Origin of the sequence: Priestia sp. YIM B13552, from assembly GCF_042787775.1 — a bacterium.
Classification (GTDB): domain Bacteria; phylum Bacillota; class Bacilli; order Bacillales; family Bacillaceae_H; genus Priestia; species Priestia megaterium_E.
Map to the genome: position 1 here is coordinate 1 of NZ_JBHZOU010000016.1, position 23,754 is coordinate 23,754.

At 37.4% G+C, this 23,754-nt stretch carries 21 protein-coding genes, 7 tRNA genes and 2 riboswitches; of the genes, 24 read left to right on the forward strand and 4 right to left on the reverse strand.

Features of this window, described 5'->3' with window-relative positions; all coding sequences use genetic code 11:
* The 7 genes from ACFX40_RS27000 (at position 1) to ACFX40_RS27030 (ending at position 726) form a co-directional block, all read left to right on the forward strand.
* A tRNA-His gene (locus tag ACFX40_RS27000) sits at positions 1-76 on the forward strand.
* A gap of 28 nt (positions 77-104) precedes the next feature.
* Positions 105-179: transfer RNA gene (locus ACFX40_RS27005), tRNA-Gln, on the forward strand.
* A 5-nt stretch (positions 180-184) separates the two neighbouring features.
* Positions 185-259: transfer RNA gene (locus ACFX40_RS27010), tRNA-Gly, on the forward strand.
* 32 nt (positions 260-291) lie between these two features.
* Positions 292-365: transfer RNA gene (locus ACFX40_RS27015), tRNA-Cys, on the forward strand.
* A 14-nt stretch (positions 366-379) separates the two neighbouring features.
* Positions 380-468: transfer RNA gene (locus ACFX40_RS27020), tRNA-Leu, on the forward strand.
* 30 nt (positions 469-498) lie between these two features.
* Positions 499-580, forward strand: a tRNA-Leu gene (locus ACFX40_RS27025).
* 72 nt (positions 581-652) lie between these two features.
* Positions 653-726 (forward strand) — tRNA-Gly (locus tag ACFX40_RS27030).
* Between the two features lie 115 nt (positions 727-841).
* On the opposite strand, the gene ACFX40_RS27035 is transcribed toward ACFX40_RS27030, so the two are convergent.
* Positions 842-1,507 (reverse strand): B3/B4 domain-containing protein, encoded by a 666-nt coding sequence (locus tag ACFX40_RS27035; protein ID WP_028410313.1) that lies wholly within the window; start codon positions 1,505-1,507, stop codon positions 842-844.
* Between the two features lie 129 nt (positions 1,508-1,636).
* Here ACFX40_RS27035 and queG point away from each other — a divergent pair, with 129 nt between their 5' ends.
* From queG to ACFX40_RS27090, 11 genes are all read left to right on the forward strand, one after another.
* On the forward strand, positions 1,637-2,773 hold the full coding sequence (gene queG, locus ACFX40_RS27040; RefSeq protein WP_028410314.1) for a tRNA epoxyqueuosine(34) reductase QueG: 1,137 nt from the start codon (positions 1,637-1,639) through the stop codon (positions 2,771-2,773).
* A gap of 72 nt (positions 2,774-2,845) precedes the next feature.
* Positions 2,846-3,733, forward strand: a complete 888-nt coding sequence (locus ACFX40_RS27045; RefSeq protein WP_060745430.1) for an amidase domain-containing protein — start codon at positions 2,846-2,848, stop codon at positions 3,731-3,733.
* A gap of 64 nt (positions 3,734-3,797) precedes the next feature.
* Complete coding sequence (gene trmL, locus ACFX40_RS27050) at positions 3,798-4,271, forward strand: tRNA (uridine(34)/cytosine(34)/5-carboxymethylaminomethyluridine(34)-2'-O)-methyltransferase TrmL (protein ID WP_016762878.1); 474 nt, start codon at positions 3,798-3,800, stop codon at positions 4,269-4,271.
* Positions 4,272-4,729: 458 nt separating this feature from the next.
* On the forward strand, positions 4,730-6,625 hold the full coding sequence (locus ACFX40_RS27055) for a PrkA family serine protein kinase (RefSeq protein WP_013055179.1): 1,896 nt from the start codon (positions 4,730-4,732) through the stop codon (positions 6,623-6,625).
* Between the two features lie 324 nt (positions 6,626-6,949).
* On the forward strand, positions 6,950-8,128 hold the full coding sequence (gene yhbH / locus ACFX40_RS27060; protein ID WP_013055180.1) for a sporulation protein YhbH: 1,179 nt from the start codon (positions 6,950-6,952) through the stop codon (positions 8,126-8,128).
* Between the two features lie 104 nt (positions 8,129-8,232).
* Positions 8,233-9,264: a DUF3231 family protein gene (locus tag ACFX40_RS27065; RefSeq protein WP_028410316.1), complete on the forward strand. Its 1,032-nt coding sequence runs from the start codon at positions 8,233-8,235 to the stop codon at positions 9,262-9,264.
* Positions 9,265-9,408: 144 nt separating this feature from the next.
* On the forward strand, positions 9,409-10,305 hold the full coding sequence (locus tag ACFX40_RS27070) for a cation diffusion facilitator family transporter (protein WP_014461808.1): 897 nt from the start codon (positions 9,409-9,411) through the stop codon (positions 10,303-10,305).
* A 104-nt stretch (positions 10,306-10,409) separates the two neighbouring features.
* A complete protein-coding gene (locus ACFX40_RS27075; RefSeq protein ID WP_098526340.1) occupies positions 10,410-11,939 on the forward strand; it encodes a spore germination protein in 1,530 nt (509 codons plus the stop codon).
* Positions 11,932-13,023: a GerAB/ArcD/ProY family transporter gene (locus ACFX40_RS27080; protein ID WP_252124042.1), complete on the forward strand. Its 1,092-nt coding sequence runs from the start codon at positions 11,932-11,934 to the stop codon at positions 13,021-13,023. The genes ACFX40_RS27075 and ACFX40_RS27080 overlap by 8 nt, the downstream gene beginning before the upstream one ends.
* Positions 13,013-14,122 (forward strand): Ger(x)C family spore germination protein, encoded by a 1,110-nt coding sequence (locus tag ACFX40_RS27085; protein WP_377257299.1) that lies wholly within the window; start codon positions 13,013-13,015, stop codon positions 14,120-14,122. The genes ACFX40_RS27080 and ACFX40_RS27085 overlap by 11 nt, the downstream gene beginning before the upstream one ends.
* A gap of 197 nt (positions 14,123-14,319) precedes the next feature.
* Positions 14,320-14,775: a VanZ family protein gene (locus ACFX40_RS27090; protein WP_223269067.1), complete on the forward strand. Its 456-nt coding sequence runs from the start codon at positions 14,320-14,322 to the stop codon at positions 14,773-14,775.
* Between the two features lie 185 nt (positions 14,776-14,960).
* Here ACFX40_RS27090 and ACFX40_RS27095 read toward each other — a convergent pair whose 3' ends face one another.
* The 3 genes from ACFX40_RS27095 to ACFX40_RS27105 form a co-directional block, all read right to left on the reverse strand.
* The gene (locus ACFX40_RS27095; protein ID WP_028410320.1) at positions 14,961-15,149 is read right to left on the reverse strand and encodes a hypothetical protein; all 189 of its coding nucleotides are present in this window, start codon (positions 15,147-15,149) and stop codon (positions 14,961-14,963) included.
* Positions 15,127-16,896: a phosphomethylpyrimidine synthase ThiC gene (gene thiC, locus ACFX40_RS27100; RefSeq protein ID WP_016762883.1), complete on the reverse strand. Its 1,770-nt coding sequence runs from the start codon at positions 16,894-16,896 to the stop codon at positions 15,127-15,129. The genes ACFX40_RS27095 and thiC overlap by 23 nt, the downstream gene beginning before the upstream one ends.
* A 113-nt stretch (positions 16,897-17,009) precedes the next feature.
* Positions 17,010-17,124, reverse strand: a riboswitch (TPP riboswitch).
* 81 nt (positions 17,125-17,205) lie between these two features.
* The gene (locus ACFX40_RS27105) at positions 17,206-17,496 is read right to left on the reverse strand and encodes a hypothetical protein (RefSeq protein WP_013055185.1); all 291 of its coding nucleotides are present in this window, start codon (positions 17,494-17,496) and stop codon (positions 17,206-17,208) included.
* A 457-nt stretch (positions 17,497-17,953) separates the two neighbouring features.
* Here ACFX40_RS27105 and ACFX40_RS27110 point away from each other — a divergent pair, with 457 nt between their 5' ends.
* The 6 genes from ACFX40_RS27110 (at position 17,954) to ACFX40_RS27135 (ending at position 23,654) form a co-directional block, all read left to right on the forward strand.
* On the forward strand, positions 17,954-18,778 hold the full coding sequence (locus ACFX40_RS27110) for an undecaprenyl-diphosphate phosphatase (RefSeq protein ID WP_013055186.1): 825 nt from the start codon (positions 17,954-17,956) through the stop codon (positions 18,776-18,778).
* 273 nt (positions 18,779-19,051) lie between these two features.
* A riboswitch (cyclic di-AMP (ydaO/yuaA leader) is annotated at positions 19,052-19,191 on the forward strand.
* A 106-nt stretch (positions 19,192-19,297) separates the two neighbouring features.
* Positions 19,298-20,557, forward strand: a complete 1,260-nt coding sequence (locus ACFX40_RS27115) for a glutamate/proton symporter GltT (protein WP_028410322.1) — start codon at positions 19,298-19,300, stop codon at positions 20,555-20,557.
* 213 nt (positions 20,558-20,770) lie between these two features.
* A complete protein-coding gene (gene ytvI / locus ACFX40_RS27120) occupies positions 20,771-21,802 on the forward strand; it encodes a sporulation integral membrane protein YtvI (protein ID WP_013055188.1) in 1,032 nt (343 codons plus the stop codon).
* Between the two features lie 159 nt (positions 21,803-21,961).
* Positions 21,962-22,567 carry a DedA family protein gene (locus tag ACFX40_RS27125; protein WP_377257302.1) on the forward strand — a complete coding sequence of 202 codons (606 nt, stop codon included), beginning with the start codon at positions 21,962-21,964 and terminating at the stop codon, positions 22,565-22,567.
* A 24-nt stretch (positions 22,568-22,591) separates the two neighbouring features.
* On the forward strand, positions 22,592-23,383 hold the full coding sequence (locus tag ACFX40_RS27130) for an EcsC family protein (protein ID WP_060745424.1): 792 nt from the start codon (positions 22,592-22,594) through the stop codon (positions 23,381-23,383).
* Between the two features lie 136 nt (positions 23,384-23,519).
* Positions 23,520-23,654 (forward strand): hypothetical protein, encoded by a 135-nt coding sequence (locus ACFX40_RS27135; RefSeq protein ID WP_255256646.1) that lies wholly within the window; start codon positions 23,520-23,522, stop codon positions 23,652-23,654.
* Positions 23,655-23,754 lie beyond the last annotated feature (100 nt).

Genomic DNA, 23,754 nt, shown 5'->3' on the forward strand with positions numbered 1-23,754 from the left:
GCGATTGTGGCGAAGTGGTTAACGCACCGGATTGTGGTTCCGGCATTCGTGGGTTCGATTCCCATCAGTCGCCCCATTTATAAACGGTATGCATATTCCAATATTGGGCTATCGCCAAGCGGTAAGGCAACGGATTTTGATTCCGTCATGCGTTGGTTCGAATCCAGCTAGCCCAGCCATATATGCGGAAGTAGTTCAGTGGTAGAACACCACCTTGCCAAGGTGGGGGTCGCGAGTTCGAACCTCGTCTTCCGCTCCAATTTTAATAAAGTTATTTAGTCTTGAGTAAATGGCGGCATAGCCAAGTGGTAAGGCAGAGGTCTGCAAAACCTTTATCACCGGTTCAAATCCGGTTGCCGCCTCCATTTATTTACAAGCTGCCGGGGTGGTGGAATTGGCAGACACACAGGACTTAAAATCCTGCGGTAGGTGACTACCGTGCCGGTTCAAGTCCGGCCCTCGGCACCATTTATAATTTTAACTTGCCTTTTTTATTTTGCCGATGTGGCGGAATTGGCAGACGCGCACGACTCAAAATCGTGTTCCTTCGGGAGTGTCGGTTCGACCCCGACCATCGGTACTTTAGCTTTACTTGACAGGATGCTTCCTGTTTTTATTTTTACTTATCGGTCGACAAATTTTGATAATATTTGCGGGTGTAGTTTAGTGGTAAAACCTCAGCCTTCCAAGCTGATGTCGTGAGTTCGATTCTCATCACCCGCTCCATACATATTGTTATCACAACGCAGTGTCTCGCTTTCAAAGCTGAGATGTTGCGTTTTTTATTTTTAGCGCAAATATAGCGTCTATCTTTTCAAGATAGACGCTATATTTACGTACATCAGTTAATGACTTGATAGGTTGCTTCTCCGCCGTGGATTTGAATGAACATGTCACTTAGGGATTTAGTTAGTTTATAAGCCTGTTCTTCTGAAAGTGAAGGCTTTAAATAAATGAACTGTACAGCTTGTGTTGTCTTTTCAGTTACGTATGCTCGGTTAGAATCGACATAAGGGCTTCCGAAAGCTCCTAGGACATCTTTTGAAAGGATTTTATTTTCTAAAGAAATATTACGTTCATTTAGAGCTTCATAAGACTCTTCTTTTTTACCGATAGTAAATTCGATGGGACCCTCTAAATTAGAGGAATCATAAATTCCAATTGGGACTTCATATTGCAATGAAAAAAAGTTATTAATGTCCACAGCAGAATTGATAGAAGGCAAATACGTTTGTTTTCCTATTCTTCTAATTAAAGCTTCTATAGAAGGACGGTATTTACTTGGATCAGTTCCAAATGTTTTGAAAAGCTTTCTCCACTCGCTAACACCTTCGAATTCTGTTACTTTTTTTGACTCAAGGTCGAAATAAATGGATTCTTGAAAGAGGCGCAGACGTCCTTTTAGCATTTGAGGAGAATCACCAACTTCAATATTTTTATACTGAATGATTCCCATTTTAAAAGAAGGGCAAAGCTGTTTAATAGCGGGCGATAATGTAAAGTTCATTTTTTTGATCCTTTCTATTATAATTAGTATTTGTTCGTTTATAGATACCATCCTATCATTTCATTGAGTGAGAAAACAGTTCAATGCATGAATATATAGAATTTCTTGGAAAGGAGGCCATTACTCACTATGAATGCGTATCAGTTGAAGGAAGAAATTATTTCATACAGCAAAGAGATTGGAATCGATAAGATTGGGTTTGCGAGTGCTTCTATGTTTGATGAGTTAAAGAATCGATTGTTAGCACAGCAAGAGTTAGGTTATGCTTCAGGCTTTGAAGAACCTGATATTGAAAAGAGAGTAGATCCCACATTAGTTGTTCCAAAAGCTAGATCTATTATTTCAATTGCACTTGCGTATCCTTCTAAATTAAAGGATGCACCAAAGAGCACAAAGGAAGATCGCCGAGGAATCTTTTGCCGTGCTTCTTGGGGGCAAGATTATCATACGGTTCTACGTGATAGGCTTCAAAAGCTTGAAACCTTCATAAAAGAAAAAGTACCTGCAGCTATCCTTCAATCGATGGTAGACACAGGCGAGCTGTCGGACCGAGCTGTAGCAGAAAGAGCTGGTATTGGCTGGAGCGGTAAGAACTGTGCCATTATTACACCTGAATTCGGTTCCTACGTGTATTTAGGAGAAATGATTACAGATATCCCGTTTCCTCCTGATAAACCGATAGAGGACGGTTGTGGTACTTGTAATAAGTGCGTTGATGCGTGTCCTACGGGTGCGCTTGTAACAGGCGGCCAGCTGAATTCGCAGCGATGCATTGCCTTTTTAACCCAAACAAAAGGATTTTTAGCTGAAGAATTTCGAAGTAAATTAGGCAATCGTTTATATGGCTGTGATACATGTCAAACTGTGTGTCCTGAAAATAAAGGAAAAGACTTTCATTTTCACCCTGAGATGGAGCCTGATCCAGAACTTGCGAAGCCTAAATTAAAACCGCTTTTAACGATGAGTAATCGTGAGTTCAAAGAGAAATTTGGACATGTTTCAGGTTCTTGGAGAGGGAAAAAGCCAATTCAGCGCAATGCCATTATTGCACTGGCCCATTTTAAAGATCAAACCGCCGTTCCAGCTTTAATTGAGTTAATTAAAAATGACGTTCGCCCTGTCATTCGAGGAACAGCGGCATGGGCGTTAGGCAAAATTGGCGATAAAGAAGCGTTAGATACACTTATGAACTTAAGAGAAAAAGAAAAGGACCAAGAAGTAATTGAAGAAATGTCAAAAGGTATAGAGATGCTTCAAGAGATCTAAACCGTATTTTTATTGATAAAGTTAGCTAATGAGTCATAGCGTATAATAAACGCTTAGAAAAGTGGTGACATTATGCTAACAAAAAGGAATGTATTATATACTTTAATTAAAGCGCGTGCGGACAGCTATGTAAAAGGTGAGCTTCATGAAGACTTCAAGCCTTTCATTGAACAGCAGTGTGAACTAAAGCGGTCTCTTATAAAAAAAAGAGAAGTTGATGTTTTAAAATGTAATATGAAAGGTTCTATTCAATCTGCTCATACGGATCAGGAAGAAACAAGAGTATTATATAAGGTGCACATTCAGGCATTTTTAAAACAAAACGATTTTTTCTATATAGAAGAAGAAATTGAAGATCGTTTAGCTCTTTTTTATAAAGATACGCTTATTCAAGATGAGCTGCTGGTAAAGGGTTTTTCTGAAGATGAGGTTGAAATGGATGTAGAAGAAGTAGAGGAAGACGAAGAAAGAGCCTCTTATTATGATCGTCTTGCAGCTGTTCAGTATGCAGAAAAACATTGGGATAAACCTAATGAAAGTTATAAGCAGTTTGAGGTAAACTGCACCAACTATATTTCACAGTGTTTGCATGCAGGAAAGGCGCCGATGCGGGGATATCCTAAAAAAGCAAACGGATGGTGGATGAGAGGGAACGCCTGGAGCTATAGCTGGGCAGTTGCTCATTCCATGCACAGCTATTTAAGTAACTCCAAATCAGGACTTCGGGCAGTGAGGAAATCTTCAGCAAGCGAACTTGTCCCGGGAGACGTTATCTGCTACGATTTTGAAGGAGATGGGAGATGGAATCATACGACCATTGTTGTAGCAAAAGACGGTCACGGTATGCCTCTTGTAAATGCGAACACGTATAATAGTCGAATGAGATATTGGGCTTATGAAGATTCAACGGCTTACACGCCAAAGATTAAGTATGATTTTTTCCATATCGTTGATCGGTAAGACTTTCGTTTTAGCAAGTTAGTGGTATAATGATGAATAGATTTGTTAGCAGAGGTGAAAATTTGTGGGAGTACACGTAGTGTTATTTCAACCAGAAATTCCAGCAAATACAGGAAATATTGCGCGAACATGTGCAGCAACAAATACGACGCTGCATTTAGTTCGTCCGTTAGGCTTTTCAACAGATGATAAAATGTTAAAGCGAGCTGGATTGGATTATTGGGAATTTGTAAATGTGGTGTATCATGATTCATTAGAGGAAGTATTCGAAAAGTATCCTGAAGCAGGTTTCTACTTCATCACAAAATTTGGTCAGCAGCCACATACAACATTTGATTATAGTGACTTAGAGCAGGATCATTTCTTCGTATTTGGAAGAGAAACAAAGGGTCTGCCAAAGCACATTATTGAAGAGAACATGGAAAGATGTCTTCGTTTACCGATGACAGAAAATGTTCGTTCTTTAAATTTATCTAATACAGCAGCTATTTTAATCTATGAAGCGCTGCGTCAACAAAATTATGCTGGTTTATCTTAAGTAAAAAGCGAGGTTCAAATTTTATTGAACCTCGCTTTTTTATTTATGTCGACGATGATATGTAGTGGTTATTTTTTAACGCCCGGTTTATCATTGTATCCCGCTCTGAAGATGGATGCTAAAAAAGCAATTGTTACTCCTAATACTAAAAGTAAGCGCATTGATTTTCCTCCTCAATCTAATTAAAAGGATTATACAGCTACTGCAGTTAAAACCGACTTCCCATATCTCATGATGGTAATAATGACAAAATAACTTTTCTAGAGACATAAGTTCTCTAACAAAGTTTAACCGTTCCTTCTTACTCTTTTATTATAGCTAATAAATACTTCACTGTGAATGCCTAGCAAGGACAAATTTCTGAATTTTACAATTTAAAAAGCATGTTCAAACATTTTGCTGCATAGATTGTATTAATCTTGTTCACTAGCACCATAACTAGTAGGGGAGGTCCTTTAATGGATATATTAAAGAAAGTTGAAAGATACCGCGAAGAAGAGAATCGTCTTAAGTGGGAAGGGACATTTGAAGAGTACCTAAAGCTGATTAAAGATGAGCCTTTAATTGCTCAGCCTGCACACTCTAGAGTATACAACATGATAAAGGATGCAGGAATTGAAGAGGTAAATGGTAAAAGACATTATAAATTTTTCAGTGGACAAATGTTTGGACTTGAAGATTCGCTAGAACGCTTGGTGGAAGAATATTTTCATCCAGCTGCAAAGCGTTTAGACGTTCGTAAACGTATTTTACTTTTAATGGGTCCGGTAAGTGGTGGTAAATCGACGCTAGTGACCATGTTAAAAAGAGGGCTTGAAGCTTATTCTCTTACTGATCGAGGAGCTGTTTACGCTATTAAAGGATGCCCAATGCATGAAGATCCGCTGCATTTAATTCCACATCATTTACGTAAAGACTTCTTTGAAGAGTATGGTATCCGAATTGAAGGAAACTTATCTCCTTTAAATACAATGCGATTAGAGGAAGAGTATGGCGGCAGAATTGAAGACGTCATTATCGAACGCATTTTCTTCTCAGAGGACAAACGAACTGGAATTGGAACGTTCAGTCCTTCTGATCCGAAATCTCAAGACATTGCCGATCTAACAGGAAGCATTGACTTTTCAACAATTGCAGAGTATGGATCTGAGTCAGATCCGCGTGCTTACCGCTTTGACGGAGAGCTTAATAAAGCAAACCGAGGAATGATGGAGTTCCAGGAGATGTTAAAATGTGATGAGAAATTTTTATGGCATTTACTCTCTTTAACTCAAGAAGGAAACTTTAAAGCAGGAAGGTTTGCTTTAATTAGTGCAGATGAATTAATCGTAGCGCATACAAATGAAACAGAGTATCGCTCGTTTATTTCCAATAAGAAAAATGAAGCTTTGCATTCACGAATTATTGTAATGCCTGTTCCATATAACTTAAAAGTGAGTGATGAGGAAAAAATTTATGACAAAATGATTCGTGAAAGTGACGTATCAGATGTTCATATTGCCCCTCATACGTTACGTATTGCGTCTATCTTTACTACATTAACGAGATTAAAAGAGCCTAAAAAAGGCGATATTGATTTATTAAAGAAAATGCGCCTATACGACGGTCAATCTGTAGAAGGCTATAACGATGCAGACGTAGAAGAGTTACAAAAAGAGTATACGGATGAAGGAATGAGCGGTATTGATCCTCGTTATGTCATTAATCGCATTTCATCTACCATCATTCGAAAAGATATTAAATCAATCAATGCATTAGATGTACTGCGTTCATTGAAAGAAGGGTTAGCACAGCATGCGTCTATTTCTGCTGAGGATCGAGAGCGTTACTTGAATTATATTTCTCTGGCGCGTAAAGAATATGATGAAATTGCTAAAAAAGAAGTGCAAAAAGCGTTCGTTTATTCATACGAAGAGTCCGCTAAAACATTAATGGATAATTATTTAGATAATGTCGAAGCATACTGCAACAAAAATAAGCTTCGTGATCCGCTAACAGGAGAAGAGTTAAATCCAGATGATAAATTAATGCGTTCAATTGAAGAACAAATTGGTATTTCAGAAAATGCAAAAAAAGCATTCCGCGAAGAAATCTTAATTCGTATTTCCGCTTATGCACGTAAAGGAAAACGATTTGATTATAATTCCCATGAGCGCTTACGCGAAGCGATTCAGAAAAAATTGTTTGCGGATTTAAAAGACGTAGTGAAAATTACAACGTCCACTAAAACACCAGATGAGCAGCAGCTGAAGAAAGTAAATGAAGTAGTGGCTCGATTGATTGATGAGCATGGATACAATTCAGTATCTGCTAATGAACTGCTGCGCTATGTAGGAAGTTTGTTAAATCGATAACTCAGTACTAACAAGAAAACATGGCACTTCCGATCTGTGCCATGTTTTTCTTATCTCTTAAAATAAACTCTGCATAATTAGGCTAATGTGTAGTACGCATTGCACTTAACCATCATATGATAAGTCATAAACATATACATGACACTAGACACTATAAAATGAATAGTTAATAGTGAAAGAATTAGTTAGCAAGTATACCATTCTTGCGCATAGGATAAGAGTAACCAACCTTTGAACTAAAGGTATTTGTCAGAAACTTTCGGTATAGCTTATGCATGCCGAGTAAAAACGTGCAGGTGTTTTTTAAATAAGGAGGGGAATAGCGTGGGAAAAGAAGTAGATAAAAGTTTTGCTGTCTCAAAAGAAGACTGGTCCCTCCATCGTAAAGGCCACGATGATCAAAAAAGACATCAAGAAAAAATTAAAGAAGCAATTAAAAATAATTTACCGGATTTAATTACAGAAGAAAATATCGTGATGTCCAATGGAAGAGAAGTAGTTAAAATTCCGATCAAATCATTGGATGAATATCGAATTCGGTACAATTATGATAAAAACAAACATGTGGGTCAAGGTGATGGAGACAGTAAAGTTGGGGATGTAGTAGCACGTGATGGATCTGCTGGAGATGGTCAAAAAGGGGCAGGAAAAGGTCAAGGAGCAGGTGACCAGGCTGGAGAAGACTACTTTGAAGCAGAAGTGTCTCTTATGGAGCTTCAAGAGGCTTTATTTGCTCAATTAGAACTGCCTAATCTTCAGCGAAAAGAATCTGATCAAATTGTTGTGGAGCACATTGAATTTAATGATATACGACGTACAGGTTTGATGGGGAATATCGATAAAAAACGAACGATGATGAGCGCTTACAAGCGAAACGCAATGACAGGAAAGGCTGCTTTTCATCCTATTTATCCGGAGGATTTAAAATTCAAAACGTGGAATGAAGTTATAAAGCCAGAATCGAAAGCAGTCGTCTTAGCTATGATGGATACGAGCGGTTCGATGGGCATATGGGAAAAGTATATGGCAAGAAGCTTTTTCTTTTGGATGACACGCTTTTTACGTACGAAATATGAAACAGTGGAAATTGAATTTATTGCGCATCATACAGAGGCAAAAGTAGTATCAGAAGAAGACTTCTTCTCCAAAGGAGAAAGCGGGGGAACCATCTGCTCATCTGCTTACCGAAAAGCGCTTGAATTAATTAACCAAAAGTATGATCCGAGCCGCTATAATATTTACCCGTTTCATTTTTCAGATGGCGATAACTTAACTTCAGATAACGCAAGGTGTGTAAAGTTAGTAAATGAATTAATGAAAGTGTCAAATATGTTTGGATATGGGGAAGTGAATCAGTACAATCGACATTCCACTTTAATGTCTGCGTACAAAAATATTCAAGACGAAAGTTTTAGACACTTTATTTTAAAACAAAAATCAGACGTTTTTCACGCCATGAAAAGCTTTTTTAGAAAAGAAACAGAAGACCAGAAATATGCTTAACCTAAAAGGCCTAGACTTGTTATCTAGGTCTTTTTTATGCGGTTTATTCAGCGCTTCTTTGGAGATAGTAAAAGTACGACTTTATCCAAAAGGAGAATAAGTGAATGAACGAAAATATAAAGAGCGAAATGCAAAAACATCAACAAAATCAGCGGTTGAACGCAGCTGAGTTAGGTTACTTATGGGCGCAATATTTAGGCGATACGCTGTATGTATGTGTTCTTGGGTATTTTCTATCTGTTGTAAAAGATGCCGAGATTAAGGAGCTCTTAAAAAAAGCCCATCAGATTTCACAAACTCATGTAGACGAATTGACGGAATTATTTAGCTCGGAAAAAATTCCAATACCAGTAGGTTTTGGGGAACAAGATGTGAATAAAGGAGTTCCTGCTTTATTTGATGATATTTTTATGGCTATTTATGTCAATGAAATGGCCATTGGAGGTATGAAGAAATATGCTAGAGCGCTAAGCGCAGTGAGAAGGCAAGATATTTATGATCACCTGTCTCGATGTGTAAAAGAAAGCGACAGCCTTTTAGAGGATTCTAACCACGTTATTTTAAGAAAAAGCATGCTGATGAGACCTCCGGTTATTCCTTATCCGGTAAAAGTGAATTTTGTGGACGAGAAAACGTTTATATCACCATTTTTCTCTCAAATGCATCCTCTAACTTCTTTGGAGGTTACGGCTATTCAAGAAATTGTTAATACAAATGTATTAGGTAAAACGCTGATGCTGGCATTTAGTCAAGTAGCTACCACACAAAAATTACGTTCTTATTTTTTTGATGGAGTTAAACTTGCGAGTAAGCAAATTAAGCAATTCACCGAGTTATTGTCTGAAGCTGACCTACCAAGTCCGCGTCTGCTTGATGCATATGTAACCAACTCAACGATTTCACCGTTTTCAGATAAGCTGATGATGTATCATACTTCCACAGCGGTGACAATTGCTATTGATAACTGCGGTGCTGGCTTGTCTATGTCGTTCCGTTCGGATGTAGCAGTAGAATTTTCTCAGCTAATCGGGCGTATAGGGAAGTATGGAAAAGATGGAATTCGGATTATGATTGAGCAAGGTTGGATGGAAGAACCTCCAATGGCAACAGACCGTAAGAAGTTGGCGGAGAAATAATAAGGAGTATGTTGTAGATTATCATTAATTTTGCGGTACCGAAACATATATAGCTAAGCGAAAATAGATTGCTCTAGACCCACTTGAATGAGCAGTGATAAGATAAAAAAGCTGATTTTTCAAGAAGTAAGTCGAGGTGTGGAAATGAACAACAGTATAAGGGAGTCCATTGCGAAAAAAGTAGCATGGATTAGCGTATGGAGCAATATTGCCCTTACGCTAGGAAAAGTAATAGTAGGATGGATTGGAAATAGTGATGCTGTATTTGCTGATGGTATTCACTCTGCAGCGGACGTATTTGCCTCTATTATTGTCTTGTTGGTTATACGAGTAGCAAATAAACCAGCAGATGATGACCATCCATATGGACATGGAAAAGCAGAAGTGATTGTCTCGGGAATCGTAGGAATTATTTTATTGCTTGTATCATTTTATGTGGTATTTGAAGGAGTCGTTGGTTTATTCCATCCGGTTGAATCTCCAAATATTTTAGCCATGTGGATTGCTGTTATTTCATACATAGCAAAGGTATTGTTGTACCGTTATTCTTTAAACGTAGCGAAGCAGCACCACAGTAAGGCAATTGAGGCAATTGCATTTGATCATAAAGCAGATATTGTTGCTTCTATTGCAGCGGCAATTGGTGTTTTATTATCGATTATTGGTGATAAAATGGATGTTCAACTGCTGTTATACGGAGATAAAATAGCAAGTATCTTTGTTGCTTATTTAATTTTTAACATTGCTAGACAAATGATGGGAGAGTCTTTTCAGATCTTAATGGAAGGCAATATTGATGAAGAGCTACTGAAAGAACTTGAAGAAAGCATTTATGAATTTGAAGATGTGAAGCGAATTGATCGCGTTCGAGCAAGAGAACATGGCCATTACATATTAGTGGATGTACGTATTTCAATTGACCACTTTAAAACAATTAAGGAAGGTCATGATTTAGGACGAGAAATCAAAGCAACACTTATGAAAAAGCATGATAATATTCAGGAAGTATTAATCCATTTGAATCCTTATTATCCAGATTAAAAAGACGCAGCGAAAATTTTCCGCTGCGTCTTTTTGCATTTTTTACATATTATTCATTTTTTTTAGAAACAATGAATAATAACAAGAGACATCGAGGCAGGTGAGTGGCACTGTTAATTAAACGAAGGCCTAAGCGAACAAAAAGTCCTATCTCCCTTGAAGAAAAAGAGCCAAAAACAGAAATTGAACTTGGCACAAATGTAGAAGAAATTCTAAAAATGCTGGAAGAAAGGTTAGACTATACGAGTGATATAGGGCAAAGGTGGCTGAAATTTAATCATGAGCGTGCGCTTTTAGTCTATTTTGTGCCCCTTATGGATTCAATCAAGTTAAATGATCATGTTATCAAACCGTTATTAATAGAAAAAGAAGGGGAGATAAAAGAAGTCATTCAGGCTGCTTCCATTACTCCTACAAAAGATTTGGATGAAATGATTAGTTTAATGAGCCGAGGTGCTTCTGTTCTATTAATCGAGAATGATCCGTTGGTTTATGCAATTGATTCTACAAAAACAGCTACAAGAGAAGTGAACCAAGCGCTGAATGAGAAAATAATCAGGGGGTCTCAAGAAAGTTTTGTGGAGAGTTTAGATAAAAATTTGAACTTGATGAGACAAAGGTTTTTAGATGGAAGCCTTATTGTACGTTATATCGAAGTAGGCAGTATTTCACGCACGCGAGTAGCAGTTTTATATTTGAAAAATATAGCTAACGTAGAGATTTGTAACACGATCATTAATCGTATCCAACAAATTGAAGTGGATGGAGTGGATAGCGGGAGTATCATTGAAGAGGCTCTAGAAGATTCGCCCCTTTCACCATTTCCTCAGCTGTTGAACACAGAAAGGCCGGATCGGGTAATGGGCAATCTGTTAGAAGGAAGAATGGCAGTGCTAACAAATGGAAATAGCTCTGCGTTGATTGCTCCCGTTAATTTTTTCTCTTTTTATCAATCGCCTGAAGATTATAATACGCGTGCACTTTATGGCTCATTTTTCCGCCTTTTACGTATATTCAGCTTTTTTGTAGCTATGAGCTTACCTGCAATTTATATTGCAACAATTTCTTTTCATTATGAATTGATTCCTTTGGACTTAGTTTTTACAGTAAAAGGTTCTCTTGAGAACGTTCCGTTTCCTCCGATAGTAGAAGCGTTTATTATGGTTTTAATATTAGAGTTACTAAAAGAGGCTTCTCTTCGACTGCCTTCTTCAATTGCTCAAACGATTGGGGTGGTTGGAGGGTTAGTTATCGGCACGGCAATTGTTGAGGCGAGTTTAGTTTCAAATATGATGATTATTGTTATTGCTCTAACAGCCGTTTCTTCCTTTGTTGTGCCATCAAACGAAATGAGCACCACGCTGCGAATTTTAAGTTTTCCGATGATGATCGGAGCAGCAGTTTTTGGGTACTTGGGTATTGTTTTTGTATTAGTGCTCATTGTTATGCATTTAGTCATTTTAGAGTCCATTACGATGCCATATTTAATTCCTCTTGCTCCTTTTAGATTTTCAGGTTTAAAGGACGTTTTTATAAGGATGCATCAGATTTATCTAAATGAAAAGCCTGCTAATGCTAAGCCTCAAAAACGCAAGCGCCAAAAAGCGATAAGGAATTGGGATTCGAATGAATAAAAACAGTATTTCAGCCAGTCAGCTTTTCTTTACCATTTTACAAACTCAAATTGGAATTGGTATTTTAGGATTACCTTATAACTTATTTAAAACTGCCCATACGGACGGCTGGATTTCAATGTTAATTAGCGGCTGTATTATCCAAGTAATTACATTATTCCACTGGGGATTGACGCATCGGTTGCCCGGTCTAACTTTATATCAGATGACTAGCAAGCTGCTTGGTAAGTGGGGAGGTAATTTTTTAAATATAGGATATGTATTTTATTACATCATTGTTTCAAGTGTTATTACTGTTTTGTATGTAAACGTGTTAAAGCGTTGGCTTTATCATTTAACGCCAGCGTATGTTCTGGTCTTTTTATTAGTTGTGATTGCGCTGTATTTTGCAAAAGAGAATGTCCGCAATATAGGGCGTTTCTTTACAATTGTATCCGTATTTTTAATTATTTTAGTGCTGTTGATATCGAATGCTTATAAAGAGGCCGATGTCCGGTACCTGTTTCCGATTGGGCACAGCGGTATTCAAAATATCTTGCTGGCGTCAAAAGAGGGAAGTATCTCAATGCTAGGTTTTGAAGCCATTTTGATTTTAGCACCGTTTGTAAAGGCAAAATCCACTATGACATTAAAAATGGTCATGCTTAGTAATTGTATTGTTACCGTTCTATATGTATATATCATCATTGCTTGTTATTTATTTTTTAGCCCGGATGAAATCTTAATCGTACCAGAACCAGTTTTATACATTTTGAAGGCGACGCAAAACTCAGTTATTGAACGAATAGACTTGGTTTTTATTACCTTTTGGATTATTTCTGTTATTACGTCCCTTATTATGTACGTGTATATTTCAAGTGTAGGCATGCAGGAAATATTCAAAAAGAAAACTCACCGTCCGTTTGTTCCAATTGTATTGATATTCGTAACTGGTCTTTCCATTTATTTTTCAAAAACGGATAATCTTGTGGCAGCTTTGTCACAGGCAACTAACTATTTAATTTACGTATTCATTTTCTGTATTCCTATTTGTTTGTTAATTCTATCATGGATAAGAAAAGGAACAGTAAAAAATGAAGAATAAACTTATCAAGATCTTCAATGTATGTTTAGTTCTAAGTTTTTTAACAGGATGCTGGGATCAAAAAATGTTAAAAGATACGATGTTTTTGTCTACAGTGGCTTATGAAAAAAAGAAAGATAAGGTGATTTCTACTATTGCGATCCGTTCATATACGTCTAAAGAAGGGACATTAGTGAATAAAACCTATCATGTAGAAGGGGATTCACCTCGGGACGATCGTACAAAAATTAACCAGCAGGTTTCTGGAATTGTGATGTCTGCTAAAAAAAGAATAATTCTATTTGAAGATCGATTAGCTAAAGAAGGTATACTAGAATTATCAGACGTTTTATATCGTACACCGGAAAGTCCTTTGACGGCTAAGTATGTCATTGTCGAAGGAAAGCCAAGTACTATCGTTGAATTACAGCAAGTAGGAGAAGAGCTAATTGGAGAATATTTAGACGGAGTTGTTCATACCGCTGAAGCCAATTCTTTAGTACCAATTGAAACTCTTCAGTCACTTTGTACCGTGTTGTTTGATGAAGGAAAAGGGCTAGCTCTTCCTTATATGAAATTAAATACTGAAAATAAGACCGTTGATGTAATCGGTACAGCTTTGTTTAATGAAGATAAATTTGCGGGCATTACATTAAACCCTGAGGAATCCAAGGTGCTTCTTTTATTAGGAAATCAAAAAGATAAATATATGATTATGAGTCACAAAATTAACATACATGATAAAAAGTATGTAGTATCGTATGACGTGTCACATGCTAAAGCAAAGATGAACGTTAAGCCGGATGCGATTCACAGGGTAAAGGTGACCATACCGCTACGTGTAAAAGTAAGCATTAATGAATTCACTAAAAACGAAATGTCATCCTCTGCATTAACAAAAAATGTACAGGAAGAAATTGAAAAAGTTCTACAAAAGAAAGCAGAAAAAGTAGTTGGAAAGCTGCAAAAAGCTAACTGCGATTTTCTTGAAATAGGAAGAGAAGTAGCTGCCTATTACCCGAGTATATGGAAAAGGCTTAAATGGAGACAGGACTATAAAAATATCTTGATTAATCCGGAAGTACAAGTGGAAATTATCCATCGTGGAGTTATTAATTAAAAAAGTCATGCGAAAAGCATGGCTTTTTTTAAGTGAAAAAATTTTAGTTTACAAAATAATAAAAAGGGAATTGTATTTATTTATTGATGTGATAGGATAAAAAAGCATGTAAATGCATTCACGACGAATGAAAGCAGTGGACGGGTACATATAGATAATAATAAATGGTTTTGGGAGTCAAAGAAGGTGATGTTGAAGTGAATGTAAGCATCAGGTCAATCGTTAAAAAAGTCATGTTCATTCTATTTATTGCGTATACGGCAGTGGTCATTTATGCTACTCTCATACGGGAAAACGAACATGTTTACGGAAAAGCAATGAACTTGGATTTATTTAGCACGATCCGTCTGATGTGGGACAGCGGGAATATAATGCTCACTCTGACAAATATACTGGGGAATATCGTGATGTTTGCGCCGCTTGGAATGTTTATTCCTTTGTTTATGAAGTGGTTTGACGGTTTTATTCAAGTGTTTACGACGGGTTTCTTAATCAGTTTTCTGATTGAAATTTTACAGTACAAGCTAACGGAACGAGTATTTGATATTGATGATATCTTTTTGAATACGCTAGGTACATTTATAGGCTGGGTTATTATTAAAATACTATATTGGATTAAGAACATGCTGAAAGCACGTTTCAAAAAAAGATGAACTTGAGAAACGTAATGAAATTAATCCAATCTAAAGACGAACAAATGGGATAAATGAGCTAGTATGGATAGCTTGTTACATTGCGGTTGCTACATGCATGAAATCTACGTTCACCCTACCAATGAAAAAATCCGAGCGAGCTGGATTCTTAATCAAGAATTCAACTCGTTCGGATTTTTCTTCAACTAAAATACTTTTGGCTCAGCTTCTGCTTCTTGTTGATAGAAACACTTAATGCAGCGTCTTACGGAAGAATGTGAGGATTCAACGATAATGTGCTGACAATTTTGCTGAACAAATAATAACTTTCTTTCAAGCTGTTTAATTTGTTCTTTAAGCTGTTCTACTTCATTATTGATAGATATTTGAACCACTGTTAACAAACTCTTTAGCTTTTTCTTTCATTCCTTCTTTTCTTACTTCATTTACATCTTTTTCATTTTCTTGAGCCATGTTACGAATATCTTGAGAAATACGCATCGAACAGAATTTAGGTCCACACATTGAACAGAAATGGGCTGTTTTAGCACCTTCAGCGGGAAGTGTTTCATCGTGATATTCTTTTGCGCGCTCTGGATCTAGTGAAAGGTTAAATTGATCATTCCATCTAAATTCAAATCTTGCTTTAGACAGCGCGTTATCGCGTTTTTGTGCTCCTGGATGGCCTTTTGCTAGGTCCGCGGCATGCGCAGCAATTTTATAGGTGATAACGCCTTCTCGAACGTCTTCTTTATTCGGCAGACCTAAATGTTCTTTTGGCGTTACGTAGCAAAGCATAGCTGTCCCAAACCAGCCAATCATTGCAGCCCCAATACCTGATGTAATATGGTCATAGCCTGGAGCGATGTCGGTTGTAAGCGGTCCAAGAGTATAGAAGGGAGCTTCTTGGCATATTTCCATTTGTTTATCTACGTTTTCTTTGATGAGGTGCATAGGAACATGTCCAGGACCTTCAATCATAACTTGAACATCGTGTTTCCAAGCAATTTTAGTTAATTCACCAAGTGTTTCTAATTCACCGAACTGTGCCTCATCATTAGCATCTGCAATGGAACCAGGACGTAGTCCATCGCCAAGTGAAATAGAAATATCGTATGCTTTACAGATTTCACAGATTTCTTCAAAGCGAGTATATAAAAAGTTCTCTTCATGATGAGCTAAACACCACTGCGCCAAGATGGATCCTCCGCGTGAAACAATACCTGTCGTACGTTTCGCTGTCAGAGGAATATAGCGTAAAAGAACACCTGCGTGAATAGTAAAGTAATCAACACCTTGTTCAGCTTGTTCAATTAATGTATCGCGATATGCTTCCCACGTTAGATCTTCTGCTACGCCTTTTACTTTTTCAAGCGCTTGGTAAATAGGAACGGTCCCTACAGGAACAGGCGAGTTGCGGATAATCCATTCGCGCGTTGTGTGGATATCCTTTCCTGTTGATAAATCCATAATTGTATCGGCTCCCCAACGCGTTGCCCATGTCATTTTTTCTACTTCATCTTCAATAGCTGAACGAATAGCTGAATTTCCGATATTAGCATTGATTTTCACGTGGAATTTGCGGCCGATAATCATCGGTTCGCTCTCAGGGTGATTGATATTATTAGGAATAATGGCACGTCCTCTTGCTACTTCTTCACGCACGACTTCAGGATCCATCTGTTCACGAATAGCGATAAATTCCATTTCGGGCGTGATGATTCCTTTTTTCGCATAGTGCATTTGCGTTACATTTTGATTTTTTTTCGCGCGCAACGGTAAACGATTAGTGATAAAGCGCTCGTACTGATCTCTTGGATCACCATCATAATAACCGTTATCCTGTGGCTGAACCGTACGGCCTTGATATGTTTCTACATCGTTTCGTTCTGCAATCCACTTTTCGCGCAGAGCCGGTAATCCTTTTTGTAAATTAATTTCATAACAGGGATCTGTATAAACACCGCTCGTGTCGTATACACGTACGGGACTATTTTCTTCTTCCCCAAAAGATCCTGTAGTAGGAGACTGATGAATTTCACGCATAGGCACTTTAAGGTCTTCTCTGGATCCTTGGACATATACTTTGTGACTGTTTGGAAAAGGCTTTTTCATAGAAACTGATACATTTTGTTTTGACATTACATATTCCTCCGGTTTCGCATAAAGTGTAGCTATACCGAACCATAAAAAAATCGGGTTCTGTGATAGACAGAACCCGATGGAATAGGCGAAAAAAGAATAAACATATACTATTCTTTTCAAGACTACTTCCCTCCGCTGGTATAACCCAAATCAGGTTCAAAGGGTTAAAGAGTTTTATTGCACTCTTCTCTCAGTCTGAGCTATCAGACACCCCTAGTAGAAATAACATTCAAATTATTCAATTTACGGCTTAAGTTTACCATCATTCGGTAAAAAATCAACCCTTAAATAAAAAAAGCTAGACAATTAACGTTGTCTAGCGGCATCGATTGCAATCACAATAGCTGTAATAATGTGCATGATAAACCCTAAAAATGGAATCCAAGCAACCAGTGAAGTAACAATCCCTAGTATGTTTCCATACGCAGATAACCCTCGTCTATTAGCTAAAATGAGCGTGATAGCATGAAGAATAAATCCAATAAAAAGAGGAGTATAACTAAAGCCCATAACAATCCCGGCGCCAATTAAAGGAATTCCCAGCAAGGCTTCATACCCAGCAGTGACCCATTTCATTGTACGTACATTTCCATTCATAGTAAAAAGCCTCCTAAAAAAGATACTACTATATACGAGAAAAGCAAGAAAAAAGTTTCAAATTACTTAGGGGATATGTCGTATAAGCAAGCATTAGTTGATTAAAATGATAGGTGACAGTAAAGGAGATGGAAAAAACATAATGATTTAGTCATTTTTTCACACTAAAGAAAAATAGTCTAGATGATTCATTTTTAGCTAAGGGGCCGGAATTTATACCGAACATAGTGACTACTTTCTAAAGTAAATAAAAGCTGATATCGTGTTTTTTGATTATAGCATGTAAGGTTTTTATTACAAATTATTAAAGATTCTTATCTTTTTGCAAATACACATTGTATTTCATAGTTTTAACAATTATGATAAAAAAGCAAGTGTCAAATTAGGAAAATAGTTGAGCATGTAAAACGAAGCGATAAGCTTATTAATTTGAAAGAAAGGCAAGGTACATAGCTTTATGTGGGAAATTATTGTAGCAATCATTTTAGGGATTGTAGAAGGTTTAACAGAGTTTGCTCCTGTTTCGTCAACTGGGCATATGATTATTGTGGATGACCTATGGTTGAATTCCAAAGAATTATTTTCATCTCCAGTAGCTAATACATTTAAAATTGTTATTCAGCTAGGGTCGATCTTAGCAGTAGTAGTTATTTTTAAAGATCGTTTCATTAATTTATTAGGATTGGGAAAAAAGCCAGCTGCTCCAATTGGACCGACAAATCGCTTGAATTTAATGCAGGTAATTGTTGGTTTGTTACCCGCAGGAGTGTTAGGACTTTTGTTTGATGATTACATTGATGAACATTTGTTTTCTTTAAATACGGTGCTAATTGGCTTAGTAGTCGGAGCTGTATTAATGATTCTAGCAGATTTGTTTGGACCTAAACGTCCGCGTGTAGAGACGGTGGACCAAATGTCTTATGGACAAGCACTGGGTATAGGACTGTTTCAATGTATTGCTCTTTGGCCAGGTTTTTCTCGTTCAGGCTCAACGATTTCAGGAGGAGTTCTTCTTGGAATGAGCCATAAGGCAGCGGCAGATTTTACATTTATTATGGCAGTGCCAATCATGGCAGGAGCAAGTGGACTTTCATTGGTTAAAAACTGGCAGTATTTCACATCAGATGCGCTACCGTTTTTTATTGCTGGTTTTATCAGCGCCTTTATTTTTGCGCTGGTATCTATTCGCTTTTTCCTGAAATTAATTAATCGTATCAAATTAGTACCGTTTGCACTATATCGAATTGTGTTAGCAGCTATTCTATATTTTGTATTTTTATAAAATAAACACGCGAGTTCTTTAGTCCCGTAAGCTTCTAATAGAGACTCAAAGAGCAAGAAAAAGCTATTGCAATGTTGCAATAGCTTTTTTGCATAAATATATATTATCGCCTTTTGAAAGCGTTTTATAAACATGGGTATTGACAAAACGTGTCGAAAAATAGTAAATTAATATTTGTGCAGTATAAAGTTAAGTAAAAGTAAGACTTCTGTTTAGTTTTATTGACTGTAAAAAACGTATGACAACGTATAGATCGTTTTAATTTTATAAAAACTGAATAATAAGCTTAATCGTATAGAGCGGGGGAATCATTATCGGCAGTAAAGCTGCCTTGGGGTGAATCCTTACAAAAGGTAGGAAACTCTCAATTCCGAATCCGACAGTTAACCCCGTTTGCTTCATTGAGAGAAAGAGCCCAAAATAGCGTAAGTAAAAGGCTGTTCTTTCTTAAGAATAGTCTTTTTTTGTTTTTTCAGAAAAGTATATACAAATGTCATACATCTTTGGGGAGGTACATCTATGAAAAAAATTCGTTTTGGTTTGGCTACGCAGATTTTTACCGGATTAATCCTCGGTGTTCTTGTAGGGGTAATTTGGTTTAACGATCCGCGTGTAGTAACATACCTACAGCCGCTAGGAGACCTATTTTTAAGATTAATTAAGATGATTGTTATTCCAATTGTTATCTCAAGCTTAGTCGTTGGAGTTGCGGGAGCAGGGAGCGGTAAACAGGTCGGAAAGCTCGGCGTTAAAACCATTCTCTATTTTGAAATTATTACGACTTTTGCAATTATAATCGGTGTATTAGTTGCTAATATTTTTCATCCTGGGCAAGGTGTAGACATTCATTCAGCACAGAAGAGTGATATTTCACAATACGTTGAAACATCAAAACAGCAAGAAGGAAAGTCAGTGGCTGAAACGTTCTTACACATTGTTCCAACAAACTTTTTCCAGTCAATTGTTGAAGGAGACATGCTAGCAATTATCTTCTTTACAGTGTTATTTGCACTTGGAGTAGCGGCAATTGGGGAAAGAGGAAAGCCAGTTGTACAATTCTTCGACGGCGTTTCTCACGCAATGTTTCACGTGGTAAACCTTGTAATGAAAGTGGCTCCAATTGGTGTATTTGCTTTAATTGGTGTAACAGTTTCAAAATTCGGCTTAGAGTCACTTCTTTCATTAGGAAAGCTTGTTATCTTAGTTTACTTAGCGTTAATTTTCTTCCTACTTATTGTATTAGGAGGAATCGCGAAATGGGCAGGAATTAACATTTTCCACTTGTTCCGCTATATGAAAGATGAACTGTTGTTAGCATACAGTACATCTAGTTCTGAGACAGTTCTTCCGCGTATTATGGAAAAACTTGAAAAGATGGGCTGTCCAAAAGCTATCGTATCGTTCGTTGTACCAATTGGTTATACATTTAATCTAGATGGTTCCGTTCTTTATCAAGCGATTGCAGCGTTATTCTTAGCGCAGGTGTACGGTATTGATTTAACGATCGTTCAACAGCTGACGCTCATTCTTGTATTGATGGTTACATCTAAAGGAATGGCTGCCGTGCCAGGAACATCATTTGTTGTATTACTGGCTACTCTTGGAACAATCGGTGTTCCGGCAGAAGGATTAGCCTTCATTGCTGGAGTAGACAGAATCATGGATATGGCACGTACGGTTGTTAACTTAGTAGGAAACACACTAGCAGCAATTGTGATGTCTAAATCTGAAGGCAAATTTGACCCTAAAAAAGGTACAGAGGTCATGAGAGCCGGCTAATTTATAAATTAAAAAGCTACTTATTCTATTCAAAAAATTAGAATAAGTAGCTTTTTTCATAATAATTCCTTTATTATTATGGAAATTGACCCTATAATATGTAACATCAGGTATAAATAAATCCAAATTTTATTCTTACATAAAAGCAGTCACTGGTTCCTTTCTTTATCAATAAATATAGAGATAGCTTAGCTAGTTGGGGGATAGTAGAGTATGTGGAAAAAGCGAATATGGGTCATCGCCTCGATAGTAATCGTATGTTTGTTAATCCCTTACAGTTTACCGATTGTGTTTGCTTTATTAACAGCATTAGCGCTTGAGGGTATTGTTCAAAAATTGCATCAATCTTTTAAAATGAAGAGAGTCTATGCAGTGCTTATGACCTTCATTTTATATGTTGTTTCGCTCATACTTATTGGATTTTTTATTGTTCGGACAATCGTTACGCAAGTGGTTGCTCTTTCAAAAATAGCGCCTTCCTTTGTAAAAGAAATCTATGAAACCGCGATTTATCCAACTATTATTAAGTGGAAATACTATTCAAACGCTCTTCCTACAGAAGTGATTTCTTCTATCGAGCGCACGCTTGAAAAAACCGTAAATTCATTAGATTCTCTATTAAAAAGTACGGTAGAAATTATCATTAGCTTTGCCGCTACTGTTCCTGGGTTTCTATTAGAGTTTCTTATTTATTTAGTAGCGCTTGTATTTATCAGCCTTGAGCTGCCTGCTATTAAAAATAAAATCAAGTCATTTTTAACAGAAGAAACGAAATATAAGCTACAAGTTGTCATCACTCAGCTTATCCAAGCGGGGGTTGGTTTTATCAAGGCACAAATTATCTTAAGTGTCATGACGTTTGTAATGGCTTATGTAGGGCTTTGGCTATTAGATGTTCCGTATACCGCGCTTCTTAGTTTATTAATTGTAATTGTCGATATTTTACCAATCCTTGGGACAGGCTCGGTGCTCGTTCCATGGGGGATTTTTGCTCTTACGCAAGGGCATGACTCATTAGCAATCGGCTTATTTATTCTATTTGGAGTCATTACGGTAGTAAGACGTGTAGTAGAACCAAAAGTATTTTCTACAAATATGGGTATTTCACCTTTGGCTGCACTAGTTAGTTTGTACATTGGATTTAAACTTTTAGGTTTTGTCGGGTTATTTTTAGGACCGGCTTTAGTTATTTTATACGATGCTCTTCGTAAAGTAGGTATTATTCAAATTAACTTTAAACTATAAAAGCGCTGGATAAAACTAGCGCTTTTTTTTATTGAAACTTTTGTGGTACGTAATACGTAAAGAGGGAAAGGAAAAAACTATGTCGCATTGGTTTTTATCTATCAATCGGCTAATTATAGTTTTGCAGTCTTAGATTTAATGACATGAGGAGGAGAATTTTTGTTAGAGTCAGTTTTACTTTCTTTAATTGAAGCGCTAAAACAGCTCTCTTATTTTGGCGTAATTTTAGCATTAACGTTTGAATTTGTCCCGGCAGAGCTTGTTTTACCTTTAGTAGGGTATTGGGTGTACCAAGGTGATATGAACTTGTATTTGGCTATCCTTGCAGGTACAGTAGGCGGTGTTTGTGGACCGTTGACTCTTTATGCACTGGGACGTTACGGTGGACGACCGCTGGTTTTAAAATATGGAAAATACTTTTTGGTGAAAGAAAAAGAAATTGACGCCGCCGATCGCTTTTTTAATAAGTACGGCAGTGGGGTTGCTTTTTTTGGACGCTTTATTCCAGGAGTGCGCACGGCTATCTCTTTTCCGTGCGGGATGGCAAAAATGAATGTATGGCTGTTTTCTATTTATACATTTGTGGCGATGCTTCCAGTAACGGCTATTTACGTATATTTAGGATATAAGTTAGGACCTAAGTGGAAAGAGGTGGGGCCGATTGTGTCTCAATATATGCAGCCTATTGGAATCGGAATTGTTGTTTTAATTCCATTGTTTTTTATCATTAAATATGTGCGGAATAAACAAGTAGGGCAGAACTGATAAATCGAGGAAAAGAGTGAGGATATGTCAGAGCATGAGCAGTTAAGAGTAGAGTTACGAAAAATTGAAAAGTGGGAGAAAGACCAAAAAGGACTTTTTTTCTGGGAGCGGCTGGCTCGTTTGCCTTTTTCAGCTTTAGATAAAGTAACGCCGAAGTTCATTCATCAAAAAATAGAAAAATTATTAGATGAAATTGCTAAGTATGTTGATAATGGAGGCCAGTATTTAGCTAATACGTCTGCCACGCTAGAAAAAGCATCAGCACAATTACAAGAAAAGAAACAGCTTTCGATAGAGGATATTCAGCATTTATCTCTGCAAGAAATGGATGAATTGGCAGAGCATTTTATTGAAGTCCGAAAAAAGAACGCACAGCTGCAAGGAGCTACAACCGGGGTAGGCGGGATTTTTACACTGGCGATTGATGTTCCTTTTGTATTAGGGCTTACACTTAAGACACTGCAAGAAGTGGCTGTTTCTTATGGGTACGACCCCACTGAGCAAGAGGAACGAATTTTTATGGTCAAATGCATGCAGTTTTCGTCTTCTGACATTGTAGGGAAACGTGCGATTTTAGAAGAATTAGCAAGCGGAAATCGAACGCAGAGCTTGCAGCAGCTGCAAGGGTGGAGAGAAGTGTTTCTAACCTACAGGGACAACTTGGGCTGGAAAAAGCTGTTCCAAATGATTCCTATAGCAGGAATGGTATTTGGAGCGTATATTAACAAACAAGCAATTAGCGATATAGGGGAAGTTGGAATGATGCTTTATCGTAAAAGACGTATTTTGGAAAAAGTCTCACAATCGCAACAATAAAAAGAGACTGGTACGAAAGTATTTTAATTGAAGAAAAATCCGAACGAGTTTGATTCTTGGTTGAGAATCAAATACGTTCGGATTTTTTTATTGATATAGTAAATGTAGCTTTCATGTGTTTAGTTGCCTCTAAGTGTTGATTGGAGGGCAAGGCGAAGACTCCTGCGGAAAAAGCGGAACAGATGAGACCCCGCAGGAGCGCAAGCGACGAGGAGGCTCAACGGCCGCCCGCGGAAAGCGAAGCCTGGCACGAAAATCAACAGCGGTGTAACGAGCGATTCATATTAGATCGTTTACCTTTTTTTGTTCGTGTTTAGATGGGATTGATTTGTTTATGTCTCAATTACTTTTTTTCGACATTATTTCTGGGG